The 16,294-nt window shown below is 53.8% G+C and carries 22 protein-coding genes and 1 tRNA gene; 7 read left to right on the forward strand and 16 right to left on the reverse strand.

Annotation, left to right across the window (positions count from 1 at the left end):
• Positions 1–5: 5 nt before the first annotated feature.
• On the forward strand, positions 6–1,760 hold the full coding sequence (gene tgtA, locus QI197_03875) for a tRNA guanosine(15) transglycosylase TgtA (GenBank protein MDK2372497.1): 1,755 nt from the start codon (positions 6–8) through the stop codon (positions 1,758–1,760).
• Here tgtA and QI197_03880 read toward each other — a convergent pair.
• On the reverse strand, positions 1,747–2,286 hold the full coding sequence (locus QI197_03880; protein ID MDK2372498.1) for a GTP-dependent dephospho-CoA kinase family protein: 540 nt from the start codon (positions 2,284–2,286) through the stop codon (positions 1,747–1,749). The two genes, tgtA and QI197_03880, sit on opposite strands and share 14 nt — an antisense overlap.
• A gap of 28 nt (positions 2,287–2,314) precedes the next feature.
• On the opposite strand from QI197_03880, the gene QI197_03885 reads away from it, so the two are divergent.
• On the forward strand, positions 2,315–3,856 hold the full coding sequence (locus QI197_03885) for a B12-binding domain-containing radical SAM protein (GenBank protein ID MDK2372499.1): 1,542 nt from the start codon (positions 2,315–2,317) through the stop codon (positions 3,854–3,856).
• A 2-nt stretch (positions 3,857–3,858) separates the two neighbouring features.
• Here the strand turns inward: QI197_03885 and QI197_03890 are convergent.
• A tRNA-Pro gene (locus QI197_03890) sits at positions 3,859–3,935 on the reverse strand.
• Positions 3,936–3,997: 62 nt separating this feature from the next.
• On the opposite strand from QI197_03890, the gene QI197_03895 reads away from it, so the two are divergent.
• Positions 3,998–4,795: a DUF92 domain-containing protein gene (locus tag QI197_03895; protein MDK2372500.1), complete on the forward strand. Its 798-nt coding sequence runs from the start codon at positions 3,998–4,000 to the stop codon at positions 4,793–4,795.
• Positions 4,792–5,490 carry a glycosyltransferase gene (locus QI197_03900; GenBank protein MDK2372501.1) on the forward strand — a complete coding sequence of 233 codons (699 nt, stop codon included), beginning with the start codon at positions 4,792–4,794 and terminating at the stop codon, positions 5,488–5,490. The genes QI197_03895 and QI197_03900 overlap by 4 nt, the downstream gene beginning before the upstream one ends.
• On the opposite strand, the gene QI197_03905 is transcribed toward QI197_03900, so the two are convergent.
• The 12 genes from QI197_03905 to QI197_03960 all read right to left on the reverse strand — a co-directional run bounded on the left by QI197_03905 (position 5,483) and on the right by QI197_03960 (position 12,225).
• A complete protein-coding gene (locus QI197_03905) occupies positions 5,483–5,707 on the reverse strand; it encodes a KEOPS complex subunit Pcc1 (protein ID MDK2372502.1) in 225 nt (74 codons plus the stop codon). The two genes, QI197_03900 and QI197_03905, sit on opposite strands and share 8 nt — an antisense overlap.
• Positions 5,673–6,152, reverse strand: coding sequence for a hypothetical protein (locus tag QI197_03910; protein MDK2372503.1), 480 nt, complete (start codon positions 6,150–6,152; stop codon positions 5,673–5,675). Before QI197_03910 ends, QI197_03905 begins: the two co-directional genes overlap by 35 nt.
• A gap of 101 nt (positions 6,153–6,253) precedes the next feature.
• Positions 6,254–6,502 (reverse strand): 50S ribosomal protein L37ae, encoded by a 249-nt coding sequence (rpl37ae, locus tag QI197_03915; GenBank protein MDK2372504.1) that lies wholly within the window; start codon positions 6,500–6,502, stop codon positions 6,254–6,256.
• A 1-nt stretch (position 6,503) separates the two neighbouring features.
• Entirely contained in the window at positions 6,504–7,310 is an 807-nt protein-coding gene (gene rrp42 / locus QI197_03920; protein ID MDK2372505.1) for an exosome complex protein Rrp42, read from the reverse strand.
• Entirely contained in the window at positions 7,310–8,065 is a 756-nt protein-coding gene (gene rrp41, locus QI197_03925; GenBank protein MDK2372506.1) for an exosome complex exonuclease Rrp41, read from the reverse strand. The genes rrp42 and rrp41 overlap by 1 nt, the downstream gene beginning before the upstream one ends.
• A 14-nt stretch (positions 8,066–8,079) precedes the next feature.
• Positions 8,080–8,772: an exosome complex RNA-binding protein Rrp4 gene (rrp4, locus tag QI197_03930; protein ID MDK2372507.1), complete on the reverse strand. Its 693-nt coding sequence runs from the start codon at positions 8,770–8,772 to the stop codon at positions 8,080–8,082.
• A complete protein-coding gene (locus QI197_03935) occupies positions 8,765–9,442 on the reverse strand; it encodes a ribosome assembly factor SBDS (protein ID MDK2372508.1) in 678 nt (225 codons plus the stop codon). Before QI197_03935 ends, rrp4 begins: the two co-directional genes overlap by 8 nt.
• 5 nt (positions 9,443–9,447) lie before the next feature.
• Complete coding sequence (locus tag QI197_03940; GenBank protein ID MDK2372509.1) at positions 9,448–10,158, reverse strand: archaeal proteasome endopeptidase complex subunit alpha; 711 nt, start codon at positions 10,156–10,158, stop codon at positions 9,448–9,450.
• A gap of 73 nt (positions 10,159–10,231) precedes the next feature.
• Positions 10,232–10,570, reverse strand: a complete 339-nt coding sequence (locus QI197_03945; protein ID MDK2372510.1) for a hypothetical protein — start codon at positions 10,568–10,570, stop codon at positions 10,232–10,234.
• Complete coding sequence (locus tag QI197_03950) at positions 10,548–11,201, reverse strand: hypothetical protein (protein MDK2372511.1); 654 nt, start codon at positions 11,199–11,201, stop codon at positions 10,548–10,550. The genes QI197_03945 and QI197_03950 overlap by 23 nt, the downstream gene beginning before the upstream one ends.
• Entirely contained in the window at positions 11,186–11,638 is a 453-nt protein-coding gene (locus tag QI197_03955) for an RNA-binding domain-containing protein (protein MDK2372512.1), read from the reverse strand. Before QI197_03955 ends, QI197_03950 begins: the two co-directional genes overlap by 16 nt.
• 5 nt (positions 11,639–11,643) lie before the next feature.
• On the reverse strand, positions 11,644–12,225 hold the full coding sequence (locus QI197_03960) for a 50S ribosomal protein L15e (protein MDK2372513.1): 582 nt from the start codon (positions 12,223–12,225) through the stop codon (positions 11,644–11,646).
• A gap of 86 nt (positions 12,226–12,311) precedes the next feature.
• Between QI197_03960 and QI197_03965 the strand changes: the two genes are divergently transcribed.
• Positions 12,312–13,505, forward strand: a complete 1,194-nt coding sequence (locus QI197_03965) for a redox-regulated ATPase YchF (protein ID MDK2372514.1) — start codon at positions 12,312–12,314, stop codon at positions 13,503–13,505.
• Here the strand turns inward: QI197_03965 and QI197_03970 are convergent.
• Complete coding sequence (locus QI197_03970; GenBank protein MDK2372515.1) at positions 13,498–14,553, reverse strand: sugar phosphate nucleotidyltransferase; 1,056 nt, start codon at positions 14,551–14,553, stop codon at positions 13,498–13,500. The two genes, QI197_03965 and QI197_03970, sit on opposite strands and share 8 nt — an antisense overlap.
• Complete coding sequence (locus QI197_03975) at positions 14,519–15,172, reverse strand: 30S ribosomal protein S3ae (GenBank protein MDK2372516.1); 654 nt, start codon at positions 15,170–15,172, stop codon at positions 14,519–14,521. Before QI197_03975 ends, QI197_03970 begins: the two co-directional genes overlap by 35 nt.
• A 70-nt stretch (positions 15,173–15,242) precedes the next feature.
• On the opposite strand from QI197_03975, the gene QI197_03980 reads away from it, so the two are divergent.
• Together QI197_03980 and QI197_03985 are read left to right on the forward strand one after the other, a co-directional pair.
• Positions 15,243–16,076 carry an ABC transporter ATP-binding protein gene (locus QI197_03980; protein ID MDK2372517.1) on the forward strand — a complete coding sequence of 278 codons (834 nt, stop codon included), beginning with the start codon at positions 15,243–15,245 and terminating at the stop codon, positions 16,074–16,076.
• On the forward strand, positions 16,063–16,294 hold a 232-nt coding region (locus tag QI197_03985), incomplete at its 3' end, for an ATP-binding cassette domain-containing protein (protein ID MDK2372518.1). The genes QI197_03980 and QI197_03985, both read left to right, overlap by 14 nt.

Here is a 16,294-nt window from a genome sequence, read left to right on the forward strand (position 1 = left end):
TCCCCATGGATCTGATCTTCAGAGTCAGGAAGAGCGATGCCTCCGCTAGGCTATCCGATCTCAGAACCAAGAGCGGAACGCTTACTCTGCCGGAGTTCTTTCCTGTGTATAACCCGAACAAACCCGTAGTAACCCCTGAGGAAATGAAGGAAATGGGGATTAGAGCCTTGATAACGAATTCTTACATAATATACAAGTCGGAGGATTTGAGAGAGAAGGCCTTAGAGCAAGGGATCCACTCCCTCTTGGGATTTGATGGAATCGTGATGACCGACTCCGGCGCCTACCAGATCTACAGGTATGGGGATGTGGAGATATCCAACAGGGAGATACTCGAGTTCCAGCACGCGATAGGATCGGACATCGGGTCCATACTGGATGTTCCCATGTCATCTGAGATCAGCAGGAGAGAGGCGGAGAAGGGAATTATGAGGACGCTAGAGAACGCGGAAGAGTGGTCAGAGATAAAGGATAATTTGAGGGGGACCTTATGGGTGGGAACGCCTCAGGGATCGGTCCACACAGATTTGGTGGAGTACAGCTCCAGACGGATAAGGGAGTTGGATTTCGACTATAATGGAGTGGGCTCCCTCAAGGTTGCGCTTGAGAGATATGATTTCACCCTCCAAGCCAGGCACTTCCTGCTCGTGAGGTCTATCCTCAAGTCTGGAAAACCCTTTCACTTCTGGGGGATAGGTCACCCTTCCACCTTCGCCTTCTTCGCAGCTCTAGGTGCGGATTCCTTCGACTCAGCAGCGTACGCGTTGTATGCTGAGCAAGGGAGGTATATGACGCCCCAAGGAACCCTCCAGCTGGATGATATCGATGAGTTCCCGTGTTCATGTCCAGTATGTATGAGATATACTCCTAAGGAGGTTAAAGAGCTTCCTAGAGAGGAGAAAGTTCGATTGATCGCGAAACACAACCTATATGTGTCGATTGCAGAAATCAGGAAGGTGAGAGAGGCCATAAGGGGTGAGTGGCTGTGGGAGCTCGTGCAGGAGAGGGCTAGGTTCCATCCCAAGCTATACGTGGCACTTGAATACGTTCTAAAGAATTGGAAGGGCCTACTGGAGATCAGGGAGCCCTTCTCCAAGTCGTCAGGTCTGTTGTACTCGGGTCCAGAGACGTTTTTCAGGCCCGAAGTAATCAGGGCACGGGATAGGGTCAGGAACGTTGTGTTCGGGAGGCATATCATGAGGAGGCTCTACGGGAGGGTTCCCTTGGGGTTAAAGTACGCTTATCCATTCGGTCAGACCGTCTTCCCCTATGAGGAGGAAGTGATAGATGAGCCCTCTGACGAGGAGCTGGTCTCCTCCTTACTATCTTACCAGTTTCACCCTTCCCTGAAGGAGCTCGGTAAAGGAGCTCGAATAAGGAGGTCCAAGAGGACGGGTATGCCTAGGGAAGTGATGAAGGATGGCGTTACCATCGGATTTATCAGGCCCAGCGATGGGATGTTCGTTCCCACGCTGCAGGGAGCGGAGCTGATGCTCAAGCTCCTCCCCTCACCTAGATCTAGGGTGTGCGTAAAGGAGAGGTTCGAGGAGATTGTTGCTAGAGGGACTACGGTCTTCGTGAAGTTCGTGGACTGGGCTGACCCTCAGATAAGGCCCAAGAGTGAGGTGCTGATCGTGAACACGAGGGACGAGCTGCTGGCTACAGGTAAGGCGGTTCTATCTGGTCAGGAATACAGAGATTTCGACGAGAACCATCCATTCATACTTATTAGGAGGTATAAACTTCCTAGAGAGGTTTAAATGCTTTAATGAGTAGGCTCTCTGCCTCTTTCTTCACCTCATCGTTGATCTCCACCAAAATCATCCCCATACCCGGCTGACCGTAAAGCATGTACCAGCCGGGAGGCGCCAGCAGGGTGACGGGAAAGCCCAGCAGGTCCTCCTCACCATCCACGATCAAGACAATTCTAAACCCGCGAGACGCCATATTTATAGCGAGCCTAACAGCGTTCCAAGAATCCTTTGTTATCCTGCCTGGGGGATTACTTGAGGATAGGATGAGGTACCCGCTCAGCCGGTACACCGCGGGCGCTTCCCTAGATCTCCTCTCCTTGAGATCTATTATTGCCACTTCTGGCCTTCTACCGTTCTCTAGCAGCGAGTAGGTGACCCTGTCCCCCACCGACACTAGAGGAGCGTCGGGTATATCCCCGATTGATGTAATGAGTTTCCCTTTCGCCTCCGCTACTATCTCTCTCGCTTCTTCCCTCAATGCTAGGTCCAAGAGGAGGGTTCCGCACTCTGAGAGAAAAGATTTACCTGGCATCTCGTCTTACCACCAGATGTTCCTAATATTGGATGCGCTGGCCGCAGGCGAGGGAAAGAGGCTATCCTCTCTAGACGTCATAGGAGCAGGTCCTAGGGCGATCGCAGGAGTGCTAGAGATGTTCGATCTGGAGTACCGGATTTACAGAGTGGAGGACTACTTGAGGAAAGGAGCAGGCGAGTTCGATGTCCTTCTAGTTAGCGCCATGACCATGGATGAGCCAGTTGTTCGGAGAGTCGCCAGCAGATTCAAGGGTATAAAGATCATAGGTGGACCTATAACCTCAGATCCTAGCATCGTACCTAGATTGGGCTTCCACTTGGGAGTGTGGGGTGAGGGAGAGGTCACTCTCGAGTCCCTCCTGAGGAGAGGCCTCTCTGTGGGCAAGATTCCTCAAGATTTGGAGGGCGTTCCTAACCTGATAACCGGGGACGGGGTGTTGACCCATGTCTCTAACTTGTCAGCGGAGGACCTTAGGAGGTTCCGGCCTTCCGTATCTGCTGTCAAGTTTTACAGGACCATACCCCACTACAGAAGCAGCAGGGTCTACGTCGAGGTCGTGAGGAGCTGCTCTAACTTCAATAGACCGAAGATAGGGGTTTCTAAGGAAATGTGCGATCTCTGTAGAGCTTGTTATGAGTTCGATCTGAGGAAGAGGCTACTATGTCCCCAAGGCATCCCTCCTGGCTGTGGCTACTGTTCTATTCCAGCTCTTTACGGGACGCCGAAGTCCAGGGACAAGGACTCCATCGTAGAGGAGGTTAGGGGTCTGGCTGAGATGGGGGTCAGGAGGATAGTGCTCAGCGGCGCCGACTTCCTAGAGTACGGTAGGGAGCGGCTGGTCAATGGACCTCTCACGCATCCCTACAAGCCAGGACCCAATGTAAACGCTATAGAGGAGTTGCTGAAGGCCATCAAGGAGCTTTCCCGGGAATACCGCTTTTTCTTCGAGGTTGAGAATGTGAAGCCCTGCCTAGTCAACGACGAAGTTGCCGAGGTGTTGGGGAGATACCTCAAGGGGACAGCGATACACATAGGTGTGGAGACGGGCGATCCGGAACATGCTGACCTACTGGGCAGGCCCTGTGGACCTGATGAATCCATGAAGGCAATAAAGAAACTGAGAGAGGTGGGACTCAGACCCTACGCCTACTTCATACACAGCCTGCCTGGGCAGAATGATAGGGTGGTCAAGATGACTCTGAGGTCGATGGAGCTGGCCTACAGGTACGGTGCAGAGAAGATAACGGTTTACAGGTTCAGACCACTTCCGGGGACGGCCTTCAAAGGTTACGATGTGATCCCGGATCGTAGATCCAAGATGATCGCGGAAAAGGCTATCGAGCTCAACAGGATGAGAAAGAGGGAGCTTTTAGGAGCCGTAATCAAGGTAATCGTTGCTCCCTCTGTAGGAGAGGGGAGCTACGCCTATCCCCTAGCTGGCGGCCCAGTCGTCAAGTTGAGAGTGAGGAAAAGGCCCAAGATCGGAAAAGTGCTCAGGGTCAAGATCATCAGGGTCCTCTCAGATAGATTGGTTGAGGGCGTGCCGGTAAGAAGGGGAATTTCTTAAGCTGGTGGGGCCGCCGGGATTTGAACCCGGGACCACCAGCGCCCCAGGCTGGCATCCTACCTAGCTAGACCACGGCCCCCATCGCTGTGTAACTGCCTTCATTTTTAAACGATTACCTGATCCCTTGGCTGGATTGGGGAGATGGCAGCCGATCTAGTGAGCACATTAGCCGGCCTTGCAGTGGTCCTGACAGTGGGATCCGCTGGATACTTCAATAGATCCATAGACAGGTCAGGATTCGTAGCTGGTCTGCTTGTGGGTATCGTGTTTGTGTTAGGTGGCGGATTGTCCGCGACATTCATGTTAATCACGTTCTTCCTAGTAGGATCTGCATTCACCAAGTACAAGTACGGTCTGAAGGAGGAGTTAGGCGCTGCGGAGCTTAAGGGCGGCGCTAGGACGTGGAAGAACGTTGCAGCCAATCTATTCTTCCCCACATCCATGCTCCTACTCTACTCATTGACCTCTTGGGAGCCAGCCATGCTGGCCTTCGTGTCCTCATTAGCTGGAGCACTCTCAGACACTCTGGGGAGCGAGATAGGGGTGCTCAGCGCGGATCCGCCGATTATGATCCACACCTTAAGAAGGGCACCACCGGGCACGTCAGGCGCCATCTCTCCTTTGGGGACACTCGCAAGCCTGATAGGCGCTCTTCTGATAGCCATTGAGGCGTTTTCCTTCTCCATGATAGGGCTGAACCAGCTGCTCTTGGTCGCAGCCTTGGGTTTCTCCTGTAGCCTGATAGATAGTCTGCTTGGGGCCCTATTGCAGGTCAGATACAGGTGCGTTGAAGAGGATAGGATAGTCGAGGACCCTTCTCTGTGTAATGGGGGTGCGAGGCCTGTCAGAGGATTGAAATGGTTGAATAACCATGCGGTGAACCTGATATCCACTGGAGTGGTCGCCCTCATTTCCGCCGCCATGGGTGTCGTTCTATGAAGCTCTCTGTGGTGATCCCGACCTACAGAGAAGCTAGTTACATTAAGAGAACTTTGATGGCCCTGAGGAATGAGAATGTCGATGAGATAGTTGTGATCGATGGCGGGAGCGAGGACGGCACAGTTGAAATAGCCGAGAGATATGCGGATATCGTGAGAAGTTCGCCTGAATACGATTCACCTGCCAAGGCCAGGAATGCGGGAATTAGATTATCCTCTGGGGACATGATAGCGTTCGTCGACGCCGACACGGTCGTGGCCAAAGGGTGGAGGGCCGCGCTCATTAAGGGATTCGAGGAGGAGGAAGTGATCGGTTTGGGCGGGCCTGCTTACCCCCTAGAGGATGGAGATGATCTACTCAAGGCCGCGTACATTCTCTCCTACGACCTGATGGTGAGGTTCACCATCTTCATGGGGCGGCCCCACCTCATGGGATTCAATTCGGCCTTCAGGAGGGACGTGTTACTGAGGCTGGGGGGATTCAGGGAGGATGTTAGGGTCTCCGAGGATGCTCTACTCTCCATGGCCGCATCTAGGATGGGTAAGATAAAATTCGTCCCGGGGATGGTCGTTTATACCTCAGCGAGGCGAGTTAGGAAGAGAGGCTTGGGCGAGTCCCTCTTTTACCTAGTGTATAATGGGCTCTCGGTTCTCCTGATGGAGAAGCCATTTGAAACCTACCCCAAGATTACTTAAGGGCCTCAAACATCCTCTGATAGAGTTGAACCGTTCTCAAGAGACTATTAGCTAGAGCTCTGGCTCTGGATGGGGGAAGGCTGACGAGGTCGATTACCACCGAATCCTCCTCTAGACTTACCTTCACATCGGAGAAGTCTGGGAGTAGGGCTTTGTAGAAGCGAGAAGCTTCATTGTTACTCTCAAACGTTACTCTCACTCTCAGATCCACTTCCACCTTCAAACTCCTTGAACCCCCCTATCCTCATCCTAGGGCCCACCTCCCAAGGTGGTCTGGTCCTGTAGAAGGACGAGTTGGTTATGTCGTCCAATCCCTGTGATAGGTGAAGTGTGAGGTCGCATCCTTCCACTTGAGTCAGCTGTTCGAGCGTCGCTAGGATGGGCTCTCCCACGTTGAAGGAGAGGGAGAGTACTTGAGCTAAGTGGGCTAGATCCGGGCGAGAGTACGTGATGCGGAGGTCCTTCGAGTGAGGGGCTCTCCTCTCAGTTATCTCCCTCCTTAAGGAAACCCCTCTCAGGTGTATTATCGAGATAGGTCTTATCGCTGATGGATGAGGCTCGTAAAAGGCTAAGAAGGAGGGGTTACCCCTCGAAGTACCTACGACGAGCACCCTCTCGGCTCCCGACTGGAGAGCCAGCTCGTTTAGATCCTCTAAGGACATCTTCCCCCTATTTCTTCTGATCGCGCTGGGAAGGACGTGGTATAGGTCCCGAACAAAAGAACGGGTGCGGCGAGAGGGCCTTCTCGTGGTCGTTATTAGGATCAAGCCCTCTCCCTTGCTAACTCTGCGCTCCTAGCCACTGCAGTGAAGGGTTCCCACGCACCTCCGGTGAACACCTTACCGCACTTCTTGCAGGCCCAGACACCCAGTCTGATCCTCCTGACGGCATTGGCGCCGCAGTAGGGGCACCTGTAAGTTCTCTTGGACTTCTGGAGGATGTGTTCGACCCTCCTCCTGATCTTCAGACCGTATCTGGGGGTTCTCAGCTTGGCTCTAGGCGCGCCGGTCATATCAGATTGCCTCCCTCACTCTCCCCGCTATCTCAGGCCACTTGCTACGGGCTATGCTGGCGGCATTTAAAATCTCTTCCATGGTGAACTTGCCGTGCCTTTTCTGGATCGAGCAAACCCTACCCTCCTTGTCTATTGCCAAAGTTATGGCCGCATCGGAGACCTGCTCCTCCTCAAGCACGGGATCCAAAAGCAGCTGGTCCCCTATCTTGACGAACGTGAAGTTTATGGGGAGGTCCTTCAGGTTCACCCTCCACTTCTCTTCCTTGACCTCTATCTCACCGTCCTCCTTTACCTCCACCTTGGGGATCTCGGCCCTTCCGAGGGCTATGAGGCTAGCGATGGTCAGGGCGTCCTCTAGATTCCCGTCGTAGTCCAGCACATACATGTCAAGGAAGAGCATGTAGACGAGTTTACCCTCCACTATCACGAGGGAGGACATGTCGACCGCATCAGCGCTCCTTATAGCTCTGTCCACTACTCTCGCAACCTCGATGGCGTTCTCATTAGGAGGACCCGGCTCGAATGTTGGAGAGGCAAGTGGAAGCAGCTCTGTGTTAGACACTAGTACTCCCTTGTCTGGCGTGTCGGGGAAGGGTTCTCCCACATCAGCTTTCACGCCGACCAGCACTTGGGTGTTCCCCAGTTTTATCCAAGCCTCGCCCTCCGCCTTGGTGAATGTCCCCTCCTTCACCTCTATTGGTCTGTAGTCTTGGAACCCCCTACCATCGATCCTCTGGCCCTTCGATACCAGATCCTTAACGTACTCCTTGAGCAGGTTGTGGGTGAGCATCTCGGATTCGAACATCACACAACACCCCTGACGGATCTCTCCACAACTTGGTAGGGCCTCTTCAAGGCCTCCTTCTGCATCTCGTAGAGTAAGCGGATAGCGTTTCTTCCCAGCTTGAGCGCCTCCCTGAACTGCTCCTCCGTCATTGGACCGTCGGTTTGAAGCAGGGTTATCTCCTCTGCCTCCATGAGCATGGCCATCGGCATGTCGGCATCCCCCCACATGTCCTCATCGTGATTCGGGTCGCAGACCACGAAATCTCCCACCCTGCCCACCGCGCAGGCTGCCACGAGTCCTCTCATCGCTATCCCCGCGTTAGCTAGGGCGAGGGATGCGGCGTTCACTCCAGCTACCCTAGTGCCAGCGTCCGATCTCAGCACCTCTACGAATATGTCGATCACGGATCCTGGGTAGTTCTCCACGAAGATGGCTGGTTTCAGGGCTTCCCTTATCACCTTTGATAGTTCCACGCTTCTCCTGTCCGGTCCGGGCCTCTTCCTCTCCGGTGTGGAGAAGGGAGCCATGTTGTATCTGGTTCTCACCAGCGCCTTGTCAGGCAGGACTAGGTGCTTGGGATGCACCTCTCTCGGACCGAAAACTGCAGCCAGTATCTTATTACCGCCCCACTCGATGAATGCCGAGCCGTCGGCCTTGTCCAGTATGCCGACGGTCATTCTAACAGGCCTCATTTCGTAGGGCTTTCTCCCATCAGTCCTCACACCATCCTCGGTTATCAGGACCTCGGGCTTCTTCTCAACATACAGGGGCATGATCTTACACCTCCTCAACCAGAGAGTTCTTGGGTCAAGAAGGAAGATATTCTATCGCTGAGTCCTGAGACGTGAGATTCTGCCTCTATTTTCCTCAAAGCCTTCTCCAGAGCGAGTAACTCCTTCAAGGAGGGAGAACGAACCCATATCCTTCCATTGTTTCCGACGATTATATCGCTCCCAGTCTTCTCCTTGAGGATCGTCAGCATAGACTGCCTCTTCCCTATGACCCTGGGTACCTTGGCGGGTTCCACCTCGAGTATGTAACCTCCCTCCAGTTTCCCCAAGCCCTCCATGTCTATCGTAAGGAGGAGGGATGATGATCCATCAAATGCCTTGACCTTCGCCAGTATCACATCGCCCAGCTTCAGGTCGTACTTCCTCATGTCCACCCTCTCGGTAGCCCTCCCCCTAGGTATGGGGATCACGCCTTGGTAGGGAGACCTTATGTCCACTATTATGGTGGATCCGCTTATCCTGGAGATTATCCCTATGACTATGTCCCCCTCCTTGGGGATATAAACGCCGGAAAGCGGCACTACTGACACAGTATCTTCCTTTATATCGGCCAATCCCAGCTTCTTGGCCCTGATGATGCCGGATTCGTCCCGGTAAACGTCCCTACCTAGCTTAAACCTCCCCTTGGCTAGAGGCTGTCCGGGAACGACGACCTCCCTGTTCTTGACAAGTATCGCACTTTCACTCAACTTTCGCCTGGCCTCCCATCTCCCCTATCCTCTCCAAGACGAGCATCTGAGCCCCTATGGGGAGCTCCACCTTGAAGGTGACTTGGGTCCCGTCGTCGGACCACTTCTCCGACAGTATGCTCCCCTGACCAGCCAAGAGAGATCTCGCCTTGGCCCACACCGAAGCGGGAACGATCACAGTCATCCTGACCTGACCGCTCTTTAGGGGGAGTATCTTCCTAAGCTGCTCCACTACCTCCTTGACCTGTTGCTCCGGCTCCTTCATCGGATCTATCTTCACTTTGGTCTCCTTCAGGGCCTTCTGTATCCTAGATACGGGATGTGGGAGGTTGGTCTGTGGATCGACGAAGTTCTTGTGTATGTAGTTGACTATCCAGCGAGTCTTCTCCTCCTGAAGCTTCTTTCTATACTCCGCAGTCAGCTGGACCTCTCCCTCCTTAAGGATGATCTCGGCTATCTCGTAAGGATCGGTAGTTCCGAAGGCCTTCTTGAGATCGGTTGAGGAGGCCTTCAGGGCCTTTCTGGCGTCCGTGAACACGTTCTCCACTGCCAGAATGCTCCTCACATCTACTGGCCTTCCTTCCCTGAACTGATAGGCCTTCTCCGGATACACATATATCTCGAACCTCTTTCCGGCCCGAGTGATCCTCGCTATTACCGGCTCGGGCACCTAAATCACCTCTTCACGGCCTTTACATACTCTTCAAGCTCGTCTCTGGACAGCTTTCTGAACTTCTTCGTCTCTCTGTCTATGACTGCAATCTCTAACGAGTCCGCGGTCACCTCTCCCTCCTCTGCCTCCATTATCAGCTTTATAGCGTACTTCAAGCACTCTTCTAGGGACATACCCTCATTGTATGTCTGTTTTAGGGTCTCGTTCACCTTGTCGGAGTTCTTTCCAACCGCGAAGGCCGCGTAGTCGTAGAAGGCCCCTCCCGGATGGGTCACGTAGAGTTCAGGCTCCTCATCTATGCCTCCTATCATCATCATGACGCCGAACGGTCTTAGACCGGCATACTGGGTAAACTGCTGTTTGTGGACAGCAATCCTCTTAGCCAAGTTCTTCACGGTTATGGGTTCACCGTAGATGAGCCTGTTGTACTGGGCCTCGAGCCTCCCCCTCTCTATGAGGACGAGGCCGTCTCCCACCAAGCCAGCAGCAATCGCGCCTATGTGGTTGTCTATCTTGTATATCTTCTCGGGAGGAGTAGCCAACGGAGAGATGTACTTCCTCACGGCTAGGAGGACCACTCCGTCCTTGCATTTTATACCCAAGGCCAGAGGGGTCCTCTTAGTGGCAGAAAGAGCGTATTCCACTTGGAGGAGTCTGCCATCAGGACTGAAGACTGTAATCGCCCTATCATACCCTGTAACCTGTGGAAACATTTGTCCACCCCACTAGGATGTTCAGTCATTGAAAAGTCCTAGGACATAAAGAGTTTTCCCTCCGTGATCACGATCAACTACGTCGCTTGACATTGGGAGGAACGGCGCATAACTCCTCCGCCTTCCTTAGGGTGCCCGAGATCCCTCTAACCTCCAGTGAGGGGAAGTCCTCATATCTGTTTATGAGGAGGGCCGTGAGCAAGGCGGACAAGGAGGCTTCGGTTGTCCTAACTAGGAAGAGGCCATTCCCCAGAGAGAGCAGGGTGAATCTATAGATACCGCACCCCTTAATCCCCGATAACTCCCTCAACCTCCTCTTTAGGACCTTATTCAGATCGGACTTGGAAACCGGCGCATACACGCAGATGTACCTCCTCCTCTCTTTGAGTTCAATGGGCACCCTGAACTTCATCTAAGGCAACTCCCTTAGCTCTGAGCCTCCTCTCCTCACTGATGAGATAGGATGGGAAGTCCTTGATCATGGATTTAGCTTGGTCCCTCTTAAGGTCTAAAATGAACTCGCCGAATGAGGCGAGTAGACGAGGAGGCACCACTTCTCTGATATCTCTAGCCATGGAGGCAATCACAGGGTATAGTCCCGCTTTGAGAGCGATCCTGATCTCCAGCCGAACGTTCCGGATCACACGCGGTTCCTCGAGCATTTTCCTGACCATCCATGCCACCGGAACCAAGAGAGTCCCTTCATTCCTCTTGAGCTGCTTCGCCGATACGTAATCGAAATTGGGCCTACCGGTATCGTAGCTCGCGACGACACCGTCCACGAGCTTGCTGAAAGTGACCTTCCTCGACTCTTCGAGGGTCTTGGGCGAGGATAGGAGAAGCCTCACCTTTCCCCTCATCTTCCTCGCTTCTTGGGGAATAGAGGATGGCTCCATGATGGAGACCCTGAAGGTTCCGCTGGGAAGATCAGGAAAGTCTCCGACAATTCCTACCGCACCGAACCCAAGCGAAATTGCCCTATTAACCATCAGTTCGAGCTGTTCCTCACTCTCAGGTGCTATTATATCTATATAGCGGGGCACTGGTTTTCCCTCACCTCCCTAAGCAAGGATTCCAAGTCGCTTACTTTCTTCCTGAAAGTCAGCTTGATCCTCACGTATCCTCCTGAACCTCCCGAGAATAGCTCGTACCTACCCAGCGCTAGCTCCTGTTTATCGAGCCTTATATAGAGATCCCTCCCATCCACGTGACTTTCCAGTGTACTCATTAGGGAGAGGAAGTCTAACTCATCCAAGAAGCAGATAACACGCTTTAGGAGGGATTCTGCCGCTCCTTTTCCAAGTTTAACCGTTAGTACCTTGAAAGAGTAGCCGTAATGGCTCGTGAACTTCTCCTCCTCGAGTTTAAGGTCGCCTTCCCCTCCTGCAAGCGTGAGGAGGAGATACCTCACCCTCTCCTCCAATTCCGTGGGATATACCATTGTGGTGATCTCTGCGGAGGAGGGGGCGAGGGGCCTCAAATCGCTCAGGCCCCCGGCCTCCTAGCCAGCTTCCTCTTGCGCTTGAACCTCCTGACTATGTCGGGTATGCCTCTAGAAGCCCTTAAACCCCTAGATTTCTTACCGGCGCTCGTGAGGCCCCTGAATACCCTCCTCTTGTTGGCGGGGTTGAGTATCCAGTTGATCCTAGGGTCGGCCTTTATGACTGGGTGGTGGGGATCCACCATTATCACCTCGTACCAATAGTACTTGCCGTCCTCGGCGACGTAGTAAGAGTTGAGGACCTCCAAGTTGGGGAACTTCCTCGCAGCCCTCTCCTCAGCTATCCACCTTATGCTCTTACCGGGGGTCAGTTTGAGGATACCTAGTCCCGCGGGCTTCCTGCCGGATCTCGGCCTTCCCTTCCTCCTACCGCCCTTCCTGACCCTGACTCTCACCACTACGAATCCCTGTTTGGCCCTGTACCCTAGAGCCCTTGCCCTGTCTATTCTGGTGGGCCTCTCCACTCTAACTATCGCTGGCTCCCTCCTCCACCGTATCAGCCTATCCTTCCAGAGCTTGACTAAGTCCGGATCCTCCTTGCGTCTCCTCCAGACCAGTTTCTCCATGTACCTTCCTGCGACTACCAAGTTTACACCCTGCACTCAGGCCCTCCACTGGTGGATTTTAAAATTTGATAGTTCGAGGAGGCAGGATGCTAGTAGGCTTGGTCGGAAAGACGAACGTCGGTAAGACCACTTTCTTCTCAGCTGCTACCCTAGTGGAGGCAGAGAGGGAAAATCGACCTTTCGTCACGATAAATCCGAATGAAGGCGTGGGGTATGTGAGGGTCGAGTCCGTGTGCACCGAGTTCGGGGTGAAGTGTGATCCGAAGTACGGCTGGTGCAACGGTAGGTACAGATACGTTCCGGTGAAGCTCTTGGACGTTGCTGGGTTGGTGAAGGGGGCGTCTAAGGGAAGGGGACTCGGAAATAAGTTCCTAGATGATTTAAGGAGGGCCAGCGTGAACGTGATCGTGGTGGACGCCTCGGGCTCCACCGATGAAGAGGGCAATCCCGTACCCGCCTCCAGTCACGATCCCATAGAGGATGTTATGATAGTGAAGGAGGAGTTCGCTCTCTGGATGGCGTCCATCATCGAGAGATCCAAAAGTAAGATCAGGGGGAGGATCGTGGCTGGCTCATCGGTTGACGCGGCGCTTCACGAGGTCCTCTCGGGACTGGATATAGATAGAGGAACCATCAAGGTTGTGCTTGGGGAACTGTCGCTGGAGAAATCCCCCCTAGACTGGAGCAATGAGAACCTGATCGAATTCTCGAGGGAGATCTTAAGAAGGGGGAAGCCCTTCGTGGTGGCAGCTAACAAGGTGGATGTGCCGGAAGCAGAGGGTAATATCAGGAGGATGAGAGAAGTTCTGGAGGAGCCCGTAATTCCTGTGTCAGCTGAGGCCGAGCTCATCCTGAGGAAGGCAGCGAAGGCGGGACTCATCAGGTACGAGCCAGGAGATCCTGACTTCGATGTGGTGGATGAGTCCAGACTCACTAAGGCTCAGTTGAGGGCTCTGGAGGCCATTAGGGAGAGGGTGCTGAAGAGATACGGGAGTACTGGGGTTCAGGTGACGCTGGAAGCTGCTGTTTATGACGTGTTAGGTATGAAGGTCGTTTTCCCAGTTGAGAACGAGACTAAGCTGTCAGATAAGGATGGGAACATCCTCCCGGATGCCATACTGCTGCCCAAGGATGCTACGGTCAGAGATCTGGCTGAGAAGATCCACAGTGAGATAGCTAAGAAGGCCCTTTACGGGATCGATGTTAGGGGGAAGAGGAGGATATCCCTAGACTACGTGTTGAGGCACAGGGACGTCGTGAAGATAGTGGCCGCTAGGTGACGCACACCCTACCCTCCCATACCCTATCCCCATTTATCTCACAATTGACGATGTGGGAAGATGGTGCGGTAACCGATCTCGTCAGGGTACTCCCCTCGACCACCCCATCGTCTGCGATCAGGGAATCCGTCACCTCAGATTTGAGGACCGATGAGACCCTCATCACTATGGAGTTGAGGACTTTCGAGTTCGTGATATGAGAACCAGCTTCCAAATATGAGTAAGGGCCTAAGATCGATTCCCTCAGCATTCCCGCCACCACCGAAGGTCCTTCCAGCTCCGAGCTCTCTATGATCCCAGTACTCGATATGAGTATGTCCCCCTCCAAGACGTACCCCTCTGGAGGAGACCTTTCGCCACTGATCACATCGTTCATCAGATATTTCTGGGCTATCAAGAAGTCTGACGGCCTTCCCGCGTCCACCCAAGGCGAGATAGTGACTACTCCAACCCTCTCCCCTCGCGAAGCAGCTAGAGTAAGGGCGTCCGTCAGCTCTATCTCCCCTCTAGGAGAGAGGGTCACATCCATAAGGTGATCGAAGATTGACTGAGAGAGGAAGAAGGCCCCAGCCACTATCAGGTTCGAGGGCTCTTCACCCCTTTTAGGCTTCTCCACTATCCTCTTCAGAAGACCCGAGGATAGCTCCACCACCCCGAATTCCCAAGGCCTCTCCACTGGTGTGACTGCCACCACATGGTCGTACCTGTCGCGGTAGGACAGGATCCTCTCAACAGAGTCAGGAGGGAGGTAGATGTCCGCGTAGATGAGTAGGATGTCGTCCCTCACCTCGTCTCCGAGTTTCATCACTGCATGACCCGTTCCCATGGGTTTGCCTTGGTCCACGACCTTGAAATTGAGGCGCTGGGACAGGTCGATGAATAGTTCCTTCCTGTAGCTCACGACCGCGTATACCTGTAGGTCAGAAATTAGGGAGAAGTTGTACTCAAAAAGGGTGGAACCGGCTATAGGTAGGAGGGGCTTTGGTCTCGCTTCCGTGGCCGGTCGTAACCTCTTACCCTTCCCCGCTGCCAGTAGCGCTGCTTTCAACTTCCTGCTCCACCTCTGCCGGTATCTCCGGAGCCTCAGCAGGTTTCAGTATGACCATCTTCCTGAGCTCCACGTACTTTATGGGAGCGACCTTAGAGGCTATCCTCTGGATCTCAGAGACTACGGGTACCGGTTCCCCGAATATATACGACTTGACCAATTCCTCCACCGTGTACTCCGGGATGAGGCTCCTCACATACTCGTCGACCCTCTTCCTTATGGCGCTCTTCTGACTGCTCCTGATCCTCACCGCTGTGACGATGAGGGTGAAGATGCGGACCTCATTACCGTCCTTGGTCACTCCTTCGGATTGTACGTCTATCCTGGAGCTCCTCCTCTGGACTATGGATCTCATGTAGTCCCTGTTCAGCATCTCCTTCACGAAGCGAGCGTAGGCCTTGTTACCGTCGACCTTGAAGATCCTGAACCACAGCTTGTACTTCTCGTGCATGAAGTCCCCGGTTATGTCCCTCACCACCACCTCCACATTCCGATCCATGAGCTTTTCGGGATCGCTGGCCGGGGTCTCGCCGATCCACTGGTTCGGGAAGACATCTACAGCGTGGACTTGGTACCATGTCTTGGCCGGTCCCTTTCTGCGCGCTCTCCTCCTAGGCATTTGGATCCCTCAGCTGGATGGCAGTGGGAGGTATTATAATCTTTTTTGACGGTGTGAGCATGTGGCCCCGATGCTAAAAATAGAAGACGTGACCTTCCGTTACGAGGGCGGTAAGAGACCAGCGCTGTCCGAGGTCAGCTTGGAGATAGGTAGGGGTGAGTTTCTCCTCATAGCCGGACTCAGCGGCTCGGGCAAGTCGACCCTCTTGAGGCTCCTTAACGGGTTGATACCGCACTTCTACAGGGGGGAGATGAAGGGGAGGGTCCTCGTGGATGGGGTGGACACGAGGGAGGCCAGCGTCGCTCAGCTGTCCAAGAAGGTTGGGCTGGTCTTCCAGAACCCGGACAATCAAATCGTGACGCTCAGAGTGGACAGGGAGATAGCATTCGGTCTCGAGAACTTGGGGCTGCCGAGGGATGAGATCGTCGAGAGAATGGATGAGGTCCTCAAGAAATTGGGAATAGAACACCTGAGAAAGAGAAGCACAGCCGAGCTAAGCGGTGGAGAGAAGCAACTCGTGGCCATCGCCTCAGTCTTAGCTATGAAGCCGGATGTTATCGTGCTGGATGAACCCACAAGCGAGTTAGATCCATTCAGCTCTGCGCGTATTGCTAAGGTGCTGGGAAACCTGAACAGGGAAGGAGTGACTGTGGTAGTTGCTGAGCATAGGCTAGATCTCTTCGCTCCCAAGGCTAATAGGATGATAGTGATTTCCAATGGGAGGATAGTAAGGGAGGGCCATCCTAGGGAGTTGCTTTACAGGGGAGACATATCGCTGCATGGGGTCAGACCCCCCAGCGTGGTCAAGCTCGCTAGGAAGTATGGGGTAATGGGAGCTCAGCCGCTCGCAGTGGGAGAGCTCATAGTTGCTCTGAGGAGGGGTGTCAGGATTGATCGAAGTTGAAGGGGTAACGTTCAAGTACGAGGGAAGTGGGATAAATGCCCTCAGAGACGTCAGCCTGGAGCTGGAGAGGGGCAAGATCTACGGTATCGTGGGTCCAAACGGCTCGGGCAAGTCGACCCTCTTGAGGCTCCTTAACGGGTTGATACCGCACTTCTACAGGGGGGAGATGAAGGGGAGGGTCCTCGTGGATGGGGTGGACACGAGGGAGGCCAGCGTCG

Source organism: Thermoproteota archaeon, from assembly GCA_030130125.1.
In the GTDB taxonomy this organism is placed as follows: Archaea; Korarchaeota; Korarchaeia; order Korarchaeales; family Korarchaeaceae; genus Korarchaeum.

What these genes read in the sequence shown, in the direction of transcription:
- tgtA (MDK2372497.1), top strand. Translation starts at nt 6, where the DNA reads ATGGATCTGATCTTCAGAGTCAGGAAGAGCGATGCCTCCGCTAGGCTA.
- QI197_03880 (MDK2372498.1), bottom strand. Translation starts at nt 2,286, where the DNA reads ATGCCAGGTAAATCTTTTCTCTCAGAGTGCGGAACCCTCCTCTTGGAC.
- QI197_03895 (MDK2372500.1), top strand. Translation starts at nt 3,998, where the DNA reads ATGGCAGCCGATCTAGTGAGCACATTAGCCGGCCTTGCAGTGGTCCTG.
- QI197_03900 (MDK2372501.1), top strand. Translation starts at nt 4,792, where the DNA reads ATGAAGCTCTCTGTGGTGATCCCGACCTACAGAGAAGCTAGTTACATT.
- QI197_03910 (MDK2372503.1), bottom strand. Translation starts at nt 6,152, where the DNA reads ATGTCCTTAGAGGATCTAAACGAGCTGGCTCTCCAGTCGGGAGCCGAG.
- rpl37ae (MDK2372504.1), bottom strand. Translation starts at nt 6,502, where the DNA reads ATGACCGGCGCGCCTAGAGCCAAGCTGAGAACCCCCAGATACGGTCTG.
- rrp42 (MDK2372505.1), bottom strand. Translation starts at nt 7,310, where the DNA reads ATGTTCGAATCCGAGATGCTCACCCACAACCTGCTCAAGGAGTACGTT.
- rrp41 (MDK2372506.1), bottom strand. Translation starts at nt 8,065, where the DNA reads ATGCCCCTGTATGTTGAGAAGAAGCCCGAGGTCCTGATAACCGAGGAT.
- QI197_03940 (MDK2372509.1), bottom strand. Translation starts at nt 10,158, where the DNA reads ATGTTTCCACAGGTTACAGGGTATGATAGGGCGATTACAGTCTTCAGT.
- QI197_03945 (MDK2372510.1), bottom strand. Translation starts at nt 10,570, where the DNA reads ATGAAGTTCAGGGTGCCCATTGAACTCAAAGAGAGGAGGAGGTACATC.
- QI197_03960 (MDK2372513.1), bottom strand. Translation starts at nt 12,225, where the DNA reads ATGGAGAAACTGGTCTGGAGGAGACGCAAGGAGGATCCGGACTTAGTC.
- QI197_03965 (MDK2372514.1), top strand. Translation starts at nt 12,312, where the DNA reads ATGCTAGTAGGCTTGGTCGGAAAGACGAACGTCGGTAAGACCACTTTC.
- QI197_03975 (MDK2372516.1), bottom strand. Translation starts at nt 15,172, where the DNA reads ATGCCTAGGAGGAGAGCGCGCAGAAAGGGACCGGCCAAGACATGGTAC.
- QI197_03980 (MDK2372517.1), top strand. Translation starts at nt 15,243, where the DNA reads ATGCTAAAAATAGAAGACGTGACCTTCCGTTACGAGGGCGGTAAGAGA.